We start from the raw sequence: 12,679 nt of genomic DNA on the forward strand, positions 1-12,679 counted from the left end.
GCTTCTACGGCGTCTCGTCAACACTTGGCCCTAGATCGAGAATGTCATGCCTAACGAAGCTCGCAAACCAGAACAAGTCGCCAGGGCGGATGACCAAAACAACGGAGACCGCCTCATGCTGCATATCGCTTCCGCACGCGAAAGACCTGCCTCAGAAGTGGAGCCGCAACGCGAGCTCTCCGTCGAGCCATTGCGCGAGAGCGCACTGACCGGCATCTTCGAAATATCGAAGATACTGACCGCTCCTTGCCGGCTTGAAGTCACCTTGGCCAACGTTCTCGAGCTTCTGCAATCGTTTGTGCAGATGCGACACGGCATCGTCTCACTGTTCGACGATGACGGGATGCCAGACATCACCGTGGGCGACGGCTGGAGCGAAGGCAGCGACGAACGGTACCGGATGCGCTTGCCCCGAAAGGCGATCAATCAAATCGTCGCGGAGGACCGGCCTCTTGTCGCCGAGGATGTGGCAGCCGAGCCGGCATTCAGCGCTGCCGACCTCGAGGTGCTGGGTGCCTCGGATAATACACCCGTCTCGTTCATCGGAGTGCCAATTCGCATCGACCCCAAGGTCGTGGGTACGCTGACAGTCGACCGTATCCGCGACGAAAGGTCGAGTCTGCGGCTCGATCACGACACACGGCTGCTTGCCATGATCGCCAATCTGGTGGGACAGACAGTGAAGCTGCACCGCTTGTTCGCCTGCGACCGCGAACGGCTGATGGTGGAGAAGGACCGGCTACAAAAGCAATTGTTTGAGCTTAGGCAACCTGCACGGGATCGTAAGAAGGTCCAAGTTCATGGCATTATTGGCGACAGCCCGGCGCTCCGTGGGCTTCTCGATAAGATCGCGATCGTAGCCAAATCGAACAGCACGGTTCTACTGCGCGGTGAATCCGGGACCGGAAAGGAACTGGTAGCCAAAGCCATTCACGAGTCGTCATCTCGAGCCAAGCGGCCCTTCGTCAAACTGAATTGCGCGGCGCTGCCTGAGACGGTCCTGGAGTCCGAATTGTTTGGCCATGAAAAAGGTGCCTTCACCGGCGCATTCAGCTCGCGCAAGGGGCGCTTCGAGCTTGCTGACAAAGGGACACTATTTCTAGACGAGATCGGCGAGATTTCGGCGCCGTTCCAGGCGAAATTGCTGCGAGTTCTGCAAGAGCAGGAGTTCGAGCGCGTCGGCAGCAACCAGACCATCAAGGTCGATGTTCGTGTCATAGCAGCGACCAACAGGAACCTGGAAGAGGCCGTAGCAAAGAGCGAGTTTCGCGCAGACCTTTACTATCGGATCAGCGTCGTTCCTTTGCTCCTGCCGCCGCTGCGTGAGCGGCGCAGTGATATTCCGCTGCTGGCCAACGAGTTTCTCAGGAACTTCAATAACGAGAACGGGCGTACGCTCACCTTGGATGCGAGCGCGATCGATGTGCTGATGAATTGCGGCTTTCCCGGAAATGTCCGAGAGCTCGAAAACTGCATTCAGCGCACGGCGACGCTGTCCGCCGGGCCAGCGATCGTGAGAAATGATTTCGCTTGTTGCCACGGCCAATGTCTTTCCGCCATGCTGTGGAAAAGTACATCGGAGGAGATGATCATGCCGGCGGTCCCGAGCACGCCGGTCCTGGCTAAGTCGATCACTCCGCTACCTGAAGCGACCGCGCCGGCTCCGCCAGGCCGCAGCGAGTTGGCCTCGCTGGCTGCTCCTCCCGGCACGGTCCTCGTAAGTGGCGCGAAGATCGCCGATCGCGAGCGAGTCATTGCAGCCATGGAAAAATCTGGATGGGTGCAGGCAAAAGCAGCGCGCTTGCTGGGGCTAACGCCGCGTCAGATTGGTTACGCGTTGAGGAAATACGGGATCGAGATCAAGCGGTTTTGAGCGCAAGGACCTTGGCGTCACTTACCTGACGTGCCCGGCGGCGGCACGGCGCTGTCGCGGGCTTCGACGCATGTCGGTATTCGTCCCTCACAAAACCGGGTCAGGTCGCTCGATCGGCTCCGTCCAGGCCTTTGTGATGGCGAGCACAGTCCAAGGAGAGTCGTTGTGGTACGAGACTTGCTGTTCTCTTCGTAGTGCCGTAACTTCTGGAGCAACTCCGTGCACAATGTCGTCTGCATCAAACAGGTTCCCGACTCTGCACAGATTCGCGTGCACCCCGTTACCAATACGATCATGCGTCAGGGTGTGCCGACCATCATCAACCCATATGACCTCTTTGCGTTTGAGGCCGCGCTGGAACTGCGCGATCGGTTTGGCGGCGAAATAACCGTGCTTACAATGGGCCCGCCGTCGGCGGAAGACTCTTTGAGGAAGGCGCTGACCTATGGTGCCGATCGCGCCGTACTGCTCACTGATCGATGCTTTGCGGGCTCCGACACCCTTGCCACGACGTATGCACTGGCAACAGCCATCCGAAAGATCGGTAAGGAATATGGCCCGGTAAACCTCATCTTCACAGGCAAGCAGACCATCGACGGCGATACCGCGCAGGTTGGGCCCGGCATCGCAAAGCGCCTGGGCGTGCTGCAGCTTACCTACGTCGCCAAGGTCAGATCCCTGGATCTCGCCGCACACACAATCGAAGCCGAACGACGTTCCGAAGGTGGTGTCCAGGTCCTGCACACGAGGCTGCCCTGTCTCATCACCATGCTGGAGGCGACAAACCAGATTCGGCGCGGCGCGATGGCGGATGCCTTACGTGCCGCACGGGCGCCGATCGTGAAATGGAGCGCGCACGACGCAGGCGTTGAGGACATCTCCAAATGCGGTCTCAAGGGCTCACCGACCGTCGTCAAGCGAGTGTTCGCCCCCTCTGCACGCGCTGAGAAGGCGGCCTTGGTTGAGGCCACCGAGCAACCCGCGCAGGCACTGATAGACGCTATTTTCAAGCATCAACCCAAGCTCGAAGCCGAACTTGCAGTATCAGCCCGTGATGGTTGATCTGGATAGAAGGTCGGTCAGACCAAAACACAAGTCCAGCTTCGAGACTGCGGTGACGACGAGGCGAAACCTGTCTGTATCCGGGAGCACCATGCTAGGGCGATGCCGTTTGCACGCCCAAGGTGCTGTCATTTGGTTCAAGGTGTGAACGGTCCGCGGTTCTCGACGGTTTGGCGGTGCCCCGATAGATGGTCAGTGCCGCGATGATGCCGAGCGTGGCTGAAAACATCAGCCAATACGCCGGTGAAGCCTTGTCGTTGGTCCGCTCAATGAGCCAGGTCGAGGCCAACGGCGTAAAGGTCCCAAACAAGGCGGCAGCGAGTGCGAAGGCCAGGGAAAAGCAAGTTGTGCGAACATGCGCGGGCACGATCTCAACGAGCGCGCCCAACATAGTTCCGCTGTAGGTGCCAAAATAGAACGAGAACATCATCGCGACCGCCAACATCTTGCCGAAGGTGGGAGCGCTTACCAGCCAGTTCAAGGCCGGATACGCGCTCATCAATGCAAGGCCGGCAATGGCGAGCAGAACTGGCTTTCGGCCGATACGGTCGGAGACGGCGCCGCCAATTGGATTCCAGATGAAATTGGTCATGGCGACCAGGAGCGTCACCAGGAGAGCATCCTGAGCGGACAGCTTCAAGACCGTCTTGCCGAAAGTGGGCGTGTAAACGGTGACGAAATAGAAGGTCGTCGTGCTCAGGATCGCCATCATCATTCCGAGAACGACTATGCGCCAGCCGACCAGTGCCGAGGCAAAGATCTCGCGGGCTTTCGGATGCTTCTTCATCGCCAGAAATTCCGGCGTTTCCTCCAGTGTTCGACGAAGAACGAAGATAAGCGGGATGATAAGGCAGCCGAGAAAGAACGGAATGCGCCATCCCCAGGAGGCTACGGTTTCGGCCGGCATCGACTCGTTCAGCAGGTAGCCCACGCTCGCCGCGACGAAGATCGCGACCTGCTGGCTAGACGATTGAAAGGATGTATAGAAGCCGCGATTGCCTGGGGTTGCGATCTCCGCCAGGTAGACTGAAACGCCGCCGACCTCGACGCCGGCGGAAAAACCCTGCAGCAGCCGTCCAGCCAGAACGATAATCGGGGCTGCAATGCCAATGGTCGCGTAACTGGGACAGAAAGCGATAATGACAGTGCCGATCGCCATGATCGATAGTGTGATGATCAGGCCTTTTCGACGGCCGATCTGATCGATATAGGCGCCGAGGACGATTGCGCCTACTGGACGCATTAAGGCACCCAACCAGAACACGCCGAAAGTGTTGACCAACGAGGCTGTTTCACTTTCGGATGGGAAGAAGGCTCGTCCGATAGCGCTGGCGTAAAAGCCAAACAGGAAAAAGTCGAATTGCTCGAGGAAATTGCCGCTGGTTGCACGCAGGATCGCATTGACGCGCGATTTAACTGTCCCGTGCTGACTAAGTGTCTGTGACAAGCGAGTTTCCTTCCCGTCAAAAATGGCCGGTTCGGAAAACCTCACGCCAGCCCAATTGCATCAGGCCGTGACTTTGTCATTGGTGACATTACCGACCGAGCGGAAGGCGCCTGATCTTTTCGGCGTATTTTCGGCGATAATTAGATTAGTGCACATATTTCAACGCCAGTTCGCGGAGCACCCGCAGATCTCAACGCCAATTGCCGCAAGCTCACTTCACTTCAAACAAGAATTGACGAATACCTGAGGCGACTCGTTTGCCGGCTCACGGCAGCTATGAGGCTTATTCGGGGGAATCTGGCGGTCAAGGACGTATGCCCCTCGTGGGCAGAGGCTGGCACTTATTCGCTGCTCGATTTCCGACAGCCATGCAACCCGTGTCAGACTCAAGACACCTGTCCTGACGAGCCGGCATGAACGATTTACCAAACTATTTCGAAACTTATGGCCCGAAACCAGGGTTGGCACGGCGATTGCTGGAAACGTGCAAGACCACAGGAGCGGACGAGTGCAGGCGGAACGGGTAAGAGCAGCGGCGGTGGTTTCTCAGACGCTCGTGGGGGCGAGCTGCCGACATCTCGCGCAGATCGCGGCGGAAGCTCCTAAGCGCGCGGTAGACACGCCTCCATCTAGCAGCGCTGTCCCAAGCGCGTAGACAGTCAAAAATGAGCAATGAGCAGAAACCGCAGGGATTCGATGCATCTTGCGACCGACGTCAAGCGAGGCTCGATCGCGCAAACAGAGCCCGCTCCTGTGACGCAAAATCCCGATGCTTTTGGGCGGGCCGATAACTCACCATGAATCTGCGCGTGATGCCTGGAGGCGCCAGCCATGCGCGGAATTGGGCTGATCTGGATCGTAATCCGACAGAATTATAGCCGCTTCAATCAATGGGCGTGCTCCAAGTGTGAACAGGATTGGGCTCAAGACGCCCGGCTAAGGGGGCCGCGAGGATGCAAAGAGTAGAGTTCGCCTCGGAGGCGACGGCGATCATGAGCGCCATCGCGCCAACCAGCTCCTCTGTCTCGACTGGCCAATAGCTGGTCCCGACGAGAATTCGCTTCTTCAGGGCTCGTTCTCCCCTCATGGCTATCGTCCAAATGACGTCTTCTCAAGCTTCTCGATTTTCACCGGATCAGCCTCCGCAGAGTTTTTGCGCGCATTTGACTGAGCGTGCGCGAGCTCTGTTTGGCGCGCATCCCTTTGCTGAGGAGCTGTCCGAAGAGCAGGTTGGTAGCCTGCTGCCTGAATACCTGGCGATGTCACAGGCGTTTCCCCACCTGCAGGCAGGGTCGCAAAAAGATCTCATATTCGATGCAATGCATCATAATCGGGATCTTCCCAGGGATATTGAACTGACCAGCGTCGTCGCAAATTTCATTTGTTGGGATGAGACGGGCGGCTATGGCCGAGTTCTCCAGGGTGGCAAGGCGGCGCTACCCGATATTCTGCTGACCGAAAATTTTCACTCAAATCTGTTTAGAAGGGATGCATCGCGACTGCTCGGCAGAGCAATACGTCCCAACTATAGCGCCACGACAAAGCGGTACCTGCATTCTCTCTATGATGGGTTGTCAGCGAAAGACCCCGTGGTGCGTTGCGCCTACATGGTCGCCTTTGAGTTGCATGCTGCGGACATGATCCAGGCGCTGTGGACCACTACGGTCAAAACCTTTGATGCGAGCCCCGACGATCTTGAGTACTTCCGGAGCCACGTCGGTGGAAAAGATCCAGCCGAGCGGTATCATGGAGAAATGACAAGCCGCCTCATTGGCGAACTTGTTCCGGCTGCTCGCAACGGTTTCTTTTTGGACGAGTTCGATCGAGCCTATCGACTGAACTTGCAGTGGTGCCACGATCTGCTCCGGATTGTCTCACTTGAACAAAACGACCGATCTGAAATCGAACACCGTGGCCATTGTCATTGTGGCTCTGTCAAATTCCGTGTCCGGGCGCCGCGGCAGCTCTCTGCAGTTCGATGCAATTGCTCGATCTGCCAGATGTCTGGATTTATGCACTTGTTGGTGCCTGGCGATAGGCTCACGATTGAATGTGGCGAAGAGTTCCTCATCACTTACCAGTTCAACAAGAACATCGCCCGGCACACGTTTTGTCGGGTTTGCGGGGTCAAGCCATTCTATCGGCCGCGGTCGAACCCAGCCGGATTCAGCATCAATGTTCGATGCCTGGATAAAACAACGATCGAAAGCATCAGAATTGACGAGTTCGATGGCGAGCATTGGGAACAAGCATTCGGCTCGATGCAACCAGGACCCAAACTCTGCACCGAAGAACAAACCCCGGAGTGAAGCCAATGGCGCGTTCAGCAAATGACAAAAAGGGCCTACTTTCGGAAGAGGCTCTCACGAAATTCCGCGTAGAGCTCTTGGTGAAGGGTACGATCGTGATCGGCTCCCAGACGTTATTTACACAGGATGAACTGGCGAGGATCAATCAGCTGCAGGCTGAGATTCCCGAAGAAGAGGTGCGGTTGGGAGATGCTGGCGACTCGCACAACGTCTTTGTCAAGCGCGTGAGGGTGGATCCGCCCGGCCGTAGTCCCAGCAATGTGGATGGCGCAGCGCCGAGGCAAATCATCGATCTGCTTGAAAGGAAAGAGCGCGGATTCGCGTTAAAAACGATCCTGGGAGCATCGTCAGATTACGTGATTCGCAGATGCCAGTTGCATCGTATGCCTCCCGGTTCGTTTGTCGGCATCCATTTGGATGCCGAGAGCGATCCAGACTTTGAGTACTCCGTAATTGTGCAGCTCGCGCAAGAGTTTGAGGGTGGCGAATTCGTCGTATATCCGAGCGCGTACGAGCAGCAGGTATTTCGACCACCATTTGGAGCGGTGCTTGTCACAACATGTAGGCTGCGGCATGAGGTGAAGCCTGTATCCGCCGGGGAGCGACGGTCGCTGGTCTACTTCTGTTCGAAGCGCAGCGGCACAAACCGGCGCGTCATCGAAAGCTCTACCAGCGGCCATGAAGCAAGTTAGCTGCGAGTAAGTTGAGTGGCGCGGAGGTCTCACGCTGAGTTCGGCAGATCGCACCCATCTTGCAGAAGATCTGTCCTGCGAAGCGGTTTGTCGCTGCGGAACGCGCTGTTAAATCGGGATCCGCCGAAGACCGTCGGCGAGAGCCATTCGGAGGAATGACGTGGTGACCCGTCACGGTCCCGCAGCGAGCTCGCGCGCACAAAGGGGACGTCGGCCGTTTTAGGTTCCACCGGAACGAGGTGACGAAGACGTTGGTCAAAGTGGGAACCGGGCGCTTCGAGCAGTGAACACGTTTTTGCTGGGTCCATCTGTTTTGGAGGGCCAGTGCGGAGATGCGTTCGATGGGCGCCGATCGTCAGCTGATCCGCCCGCCGCAATGAGCGTGGCCGTAGATGGTGGAATTCAGCGACCGAAATCGCTCTGGCTTAAGGGGGGCGGCGCAAACACCCACGCGGACAGGCTGCTCCTCGCCCAGGCTGCCGAAATGCTGAACGGAGCCCTGGAAGAAACCATGATCGCACAACTTGTCTCATAAGAATACCGGGGCAACATCGCGGCACGACCTCGTCACTGCTTTCGAACTACGGGTGTTCTGGCGCGTGCTCGACCGTGTTGTCGCGCCGCTCGTAGAAAGCTGCGGGCTCGTCAGGTTCTCGACAGCTGTCCGGCCTAGCAAGACAGGCAGATGCTAGGACCATTTGGGACGGTGGGTGCGAAGCCGGGGTTTAGTGCAAGAGGCAGCGAAGAAAAGCGGTTAGCTGATGCTCTAATCGCCCTCGATTGATTGCCCGATTGTCCATGCGGCAGCCGAGACCAGATATTTCACCGTCGAAAGTGACAGCGAATGAACGATCCCTCTCCTGGTCGCGCGCTTCAGCAGTCGAGCAGCGTGGGCGCGCAAGACAACTCGTCGGTCTCCCCCTCGGCGGACGCGGCGGCGTTCGAACAACAGCCGGGAGAGATCGCCAATGCGGGTAGTGGCGTGCCGGAGCAGACCTCTCAGGTGGCGGGCGGAGTGGCGCCGGTCGCAGGCCAACCTGACCTAAAGGCCTACCCGGACGACGCGGCATGCATCAAGCAGTACAAGGAAGACGCGGCGACCGCTGGCACATCAAAGATTGCCAGGACCTATGCAAGTGTTATGACCGATTTCAGTCGCTACCTGCGCGAAAACAACAGGCAGGGCATTGCCGCTCGCCTCAACGAGGATGGGCTAGATAAGGATCAGTCGCTCATCGAAGATATGGATCTCTATCGGCGATCCGGTGGCTCCAGGGCAATCCGTGCCGCGCTAAAGCATTTGCGGACCGGTGCGAGAAAGCCTGCATCTCTGCATGCTGAGGATGCGCCGCTCATTTCCGCGCTTGAGGACGCACTCATCAAGGCGAGCTTCGAGAAGATCACCGCCCAAACCAATGGGCGGATTCTCCGAAGATTCAGCCGATGGCTTTTTGCAAATGAAAAGCTGGCCATTGTTGCCAGGCTTTACGATAAGTCGCTGGATAAGGACGCAGCAGCTTTTGACAAGAGTGGCAAACGGCGCGCTCTCACGGCACTGGCACATCTGCGGGCCTCACAGTCGGCAGACGGAATTGCACCCAATGCAAGTCGCGCCAAAACGGTCGCGAACCTCTTCCATCCCGAAGACGCGCAGCTTGTTTCGGCGCTCGAGAAGGCACTCGTCGCAGCCAGATACGAAGAAGCAAGCGCCCAAGCGATCGCCCGTCATATTCGCAAATTGAGCCAGTGGCTATTAGCAAATAACAAACCGGCGATTGCCGCCCGGACCGGAGAGGAGTCGCTTGATAAAGATGCCGCGTCATTTAAGGCGAATGGGGGCGAGCAGCAGATCACGGCGTCACTGGCTCATCTGCGGGCCTCTCAGTCGGCTGCCGGGATTGCGCCAAGGAAGCCCCGTGCTGAGCTCAGCCCTTATCCCGAAGATGCGGACCTGATCAAAGACTACAAAGCCGCAGAATCCCGGCCGACTGCCAGAAACTATGCACCTTTCCTTGTCGGTTTCAGCAATTACTTGCGCCAAAACCACAAGCAGAGCATTGCCGCCCGACTATCCGACGAGTCGCTGGATGAGGATGTCGAGACCTACAAGAGGTCCGGCGGTCATGCAAAGTCCAGTGCCGCACTGGCACATCTGGCCAAATCGGCCGCAGGTGTTCGCGCCGTGGAACTCAGGCGCACGGCTGATAAGCTGCGCCTGACAATGCACCACTAGGAGCCGCCAATTCGCATGCGGATGTTGCCACGGAAGAGTACGACTACTCTCGGCGTTACCGCCTGCAGCCAGCACCCTCTCGCCGCTCGCGCGGATTCCGTACCCTCACGAGGCTCCAGATCCCGGTGAGCACGTAGACCCCTTGAGCGAGAACTACGAGAATGCGATTTTCCGCGGACGGGCTGATCAATGCACCTGATTGGGGCGATTTCCTCTCCACCGAGCGCGTTTTTGGCGATGATGAGCACGAGGCGGCGGGCGCCAGACCGGCGAAGAGGCAAAGGATCGACAATGCTCCGCAAAACGGCGCGTTCGAGCGGTAGTCGACCCAGATCAGCGTTTCAGTAGCCGAAGCATTGGCGCAGCCTCCAGCCAATCAGCCGGATGCTTCTGTTTCACAGGAACAGAGTGGACAAGGCTGCCGGACGGCGCCGCAAGCTGCCTCGGGGGACGTTGTGGACGCCGCTTCGCAACAAGGAACGCCGCAGGGACCTGTCATTTGGCCATTGCTTCTGCCGGCGGTTTACGATCAGGATCAGCTCTGGGGGGCGTTGGAAGACCTTCCGGCGTGGTCCGGGTTAGCCAGCCCCGAGCACGCGCCGGAGGCAGAGCAAGTAGCACGGCCGGTAACAGCTGGATCCCCCTCGAGCTGGTGGCTGCCGACGTCGCCCGACTTTGATTGGAGCATGCTGCCGGCAACGCCATCCGCTGTCGAGACGCGTTCGTCTGATGTCTAGGGGGGGGTCGAGGCCCTGATTGATTTGCTGTCTCAAGAATTGCGTGATGAAGGCCAGCTTGCGCCATCACGCACGCCAACTGATGCCGGGACCGATGGCGTGACTCCCACAACCTCGGTGGATGGGCACAGCGGACAGCGGCTTGGCCTGACCGAATGCTTGCAGGACGAACATATCGCCCCCGATTACGCCCTGGTTGAAGAGGAGTTGTATTGGAACAATCCAGATCTTGCTCGCCAGACCGGATTCGTACAGCCGGCGCAAGCCCAGCTATTGCGCCTGGTTCCGAGTGAGAGCGACCGCCTGCCGATCGTGCTGCAGATCTTCAATGAGGAAGATACAGATGTGGCCAACTTCTTGTTCGTTCCGGTGAATGATGCTGGAGTTGAGGGCGGCGGATCGCATTGGTCGCTGCTGCTGGTTGATTGGCGCGTGCCGACAGCAGCGGTTGCCTATCACTATGACTCTGCCGGGCTTTGCAACAGCGCCGTGGAGAATAGCTCGCAGCACGTCTCGGCTCCCGCTTTCAAGCGGGACGGATGGCCCAGCAGCAGAACGGCTATGAATGCCGAGTCTTCGTGGTGGACGCGACGCGAGCGCCGGTCAGACGATTGGCGCAAGGAGAGCGGCCGGACCGTGAGCCGCTGCACCTCGAGCGCCTCATCGCCGATCGACCGGCACTTCGGGATCGCCCCAGGACTGATCGCAGCCTGCGTTGACGGACTCCATCGGACCACCGGTTTTCGCCCGGATCAGTCTCCGGCTGAACAGCGCAGCCGGCAACGGATATCCGCATCATGCGAGACGAACGCGGATTTCGGGTCACCTCCCAGATACCGTTCTCCAGCACACTACCGGAAGCAGGGGCAAGTTCGAATGAATGGAGTGGCAGGATAGATGTGGTTACTGTGATTCCAATCAAACCAGTGTGAGGAGCCGTTGTTTCAGATCGACGGCGGCGGCCCGGTCGTACGCAATCACGAGGCACTCCACCGTGCCAGCCTCTTCGTCAACGGCAAGCGGTATCACGCCCTGCTTGCGTGTGCCATCGAATAGAAAACCCTCCTTGGCGAAACGTTCATGTGCAGTCCGGAGCGAACTCGATCGAACGTTCCTCACGGATGAAATAACGTAGGAGCCGGAGTAGTCGAAGCCCAGGAGCCGGACGGCAATGCTATGCAACACCGAGCCGCCACCCCAGCGGCCGTTCGCTTCATTGAATAGCAGCCGTCCGTCGTTCGCGAAAATTGCGTCAATATTAATTGGTCCGCGATATCCTAGATTGCGTACAAGAGATACGAATCGGTAGGCATGCGCCTGCGCAGTCAACCATTGCTCATTCCCCAGATCGCTTGGAAGCTCAAGTCCTGTCCAGATCAGAGCCCGTTCAGATCGATCGGTGCTCTGGCGTAGTCGAATATTTCCACTGTTGATGAAAGTGATTGAGCCATCACGCTCGATTTCATACTCGAGATAGAACGGAGTTCGCGCCAAGTGGTACGATTCGACCACTAGCGTCTTGCATGACGCAGTTGTGATCTCAGACCAAAGTACATCCGAATCAAACGACGGCCAGGCAATCTGTCGGGTCTCTCTCGCCCCGGGTAGCGGACCGTCTTCATTGCTGCTCAGAATGACATTTCCGACCCCGCCGGCCCCATTGTCTAGCTTCACAATGACCCTGCCGGTTTCGTGCCGGAGCGAGTTGACCGCTCGGAACAGTTCGTTCGAATTCGTCGTTATGGAACCATTGGGCAACGGAAGCGCGACACTTGTCGCCAGTTGACGGAAGTGGCTCTTGCGGTTCAATAGATCAGGCCCACGCTGTAGAGCGAATTCGTCGCCAGTCTGCTGTATACCCAGCACGGACGCCAGCCGCGCCACGCCTTCGCTGGAGTAGCAGGGATAGATGCTCCAGGATGATTTCTGACGAATATGCCTGTTGATTTGCTCAACCATACTGTCAGACAGCAGTGCGTAATCGTTGAGAATCGGCGCTTCGCGGCCGTCTCCAGGTACAAGCAATGAAAGACTGGAGGCGTCGAAATTCAGCGTCGCGCCAACGTAGGAGAGCAGATCCGTCGGGATAGATAGGGGGGACACTATCAGATCGCCTTCCTGAGCAAACCACGCCGAACGGTAAACCGAGTTGCCGGCGAGCGAAAGTTGAGCTGCTACCAGATCGGAGCCCGACATTTGCGCCGTGCCGGCATTCATGATTATGATCCGCGGCATCAGTGACCTTTGCGCATTGGGATGTGATCAGAGCGAGAGACGGTCAACAGTGGCGAAGTCGCTGCAGCACAGCCTGTTGATGCCCAGGCGG

General features: G+C 58.0%; 9 protein-coding genes. 7 read left to right on the forward strand and 2 right to left on the reverse strand.

Annotated features, from left to right (window positions below):
- The first annotated feature begins 115 nt into the window (after positions 1 to 115).
- Together nifA and CK489_RS12870 are read left to right on the forward strand one after the other, a co-directional pair.
- Complete coding sequence (gene nifA, locus CK489_RS12865; protein WP_245350348.1) at positions 116 to 1,873, forward strand: nif-specific transcriptional activator NifA; 1,758 nt, start codon at positions 116 to 118, stop codon at positions 1,871 to 1,873.
- Between the two features lie 219 nt (positions 1,874 to 2,092).
- Positions 2,093 to 2,935 (forward strand): electron transfer flavoprotein subunit beta/FixA family protein, encoded by an 843-nt coding sequence (locus CK489_RS12870; RefSeq protein ID WP_050404911.1) that lies wholly within the window; start codon positions 2,093 to 2,095, stop codon positions 2,933 to 2,935.
- A gap of 94 nt (positions 2,936 to 3,029) precedes the next feature.
- On the opposite strand, the gene CK489_RS12875 is transcribed toward CK489_RS12870, so the two are convergent.
- Positions 3,030 to 4,382: an MFS transporter gene (locus CK489_RS12875; protein WP_050626579.1), complete on the reverse strand. Its 1,353-nt coding sequence runs from the start codon at positions 4,380 to 4,382 to the stop codon at positions 3,030 to 3,032.
- 1,085 nt (positions 4,383 to 5,467) lie between these two features.
- Between CK489_RS12875 and CK489_RS12885 the strand changes: the two genes are divergently transcribed.
- From CK489_RS12885 to CK489_RS40700, 5 genes are all read left to right on the forward strand, one after another.
- Complete coding sequence (locus tag CK489_RS12885; protein ID WP_245350349.1) at positions 5,468 to 6,691, forward strand: GFA family protein; 1,224 nt, start codon at positions 5,468 to 5,470, stop codon at positions 6,689 to 6,691.
- Between the two features lie 5 nt (positions 6,692 to 6,696).
- Positions 6,697 to 7,383 (forward strand): 2OG-Fe(II) oxygenase, encoded by a 687-nt coding sequence (locus tag CK489_RS12890; RefSeq protein WP_050404908.1) that lies wholly within the window; start codon positions 6,697 to 6,699, stop codon positions 7,381 to 7,383.
- An 844-nt stretch (positions 7,384 to 8,227) separates the two neighbouring features.
- Positions 8,228 to 9,616, forward strand: a complete 1,389-nt coding sequence (locus tag CK489_RS12895) for a hypothetical protein (RefSeq protein ID WP_095732580.1) — start codon at positions 8,228 to 8,230, stop codon at positions 9,614 to 9,616.
- Between the two features lie 161 nt (positions 9,617 to 9,777).
- Positions 9,778 to 9,939 carry a hypothetical protein gene (locus CK489_RS41290; RefSeq protein ID WP_158226437.1) on the forward strand — a complete coding sequence of 54 codons (162 nt, stop codon included), beginning with the start codon at positions 9,778 to 9,780 and terminating at the stop codon, positions 9,937 to 9,939.
- A gap of 438 nt (positions 9,940 to 10,377) precedes the next feature.
- Positions 10,378 to 11,250: a hypothetical protein gene (locus CK489_RS40700; RefSeq protein ID WP_143278139.1), complete on the forward strand. Its 873-nt coding sequence runs from the start codon at positions 10,378 to 10,380 to the stop codon at positions 11,248 to 11,250.
- 21 nt (positions 11,251 to 11,271) lie between these two features.
- Here CK489_RS40700 and CK489_RS41295 read toward each other — a convergent pair whose 3' ends face one another.
- Positions 11,272 to 12,570, reverse strand: coding sequence for a preATP grasp domain-containing protein (locus CK489_RS41295; RefSeq protein ID WP_245350350.1), 1,299 nt, complete (start codon positions 12,568 to 12,570; stop codon positions 11,272 to 11,274).
- Positions 12,571 to 12,679: the final 109 nt, after the last annotated feature.

Source organism: Bradyrhizobium sp. UFLA03-84 (assembly GCF_002289535.1).
GTDB lineage: Bacteria > Pseudomonadota > Alphaproteobacteria > Rhizobiales > Xanthobacteraceae > Bradyrhizobium > Bradyrhizobium viridifuturi.

Bases quoted from the DNA above. Each gene is read 5' to 3' on its own strand.
- CK489_RS12890 (WP_050404908.1), top strand. From the start codon at position 6,697: ATGGCGCGTTCAGCAAATGACAAAAAGGGCCTACTTTCGGAAGAGGCT.
- CK489_RS12885 (WP_245350349.1), top strand. From the start codon at position 5,468: ATGGCTATCGTCCAAATGACGTCTTCTCAAGCTTCTCGATTTTCACCG.
- CK489_RS41290 (WP_158226437.1), top strand. From the start codon at position 9,778: ATGCGATTTTCCGCGGACGGGCTGATCAATGCACCTGATTGGGGCGAT.
- CK489_RS12895 (WP_095732580.1), top strand. From the start codon at position 8,228: ATGAACGATCCCTCTCCTGGTCGCGCGCTTCAGCAGTCGAGCAGCGTG.
- CK489_RS41295 (WP_245350350.1), bottom strand. From the start codon at position 12,570: ATGAATGCCGGCACGGCGCAAATGTCGGGCTCCGATCTGGTAGCAGCT.
- nifA (WP_245350348.1), top strand. From the start codon at position 116: ATGCTGCATATCGCTTCCGCACGCGAAAGACCTGCCTCAGAAGTGGAG.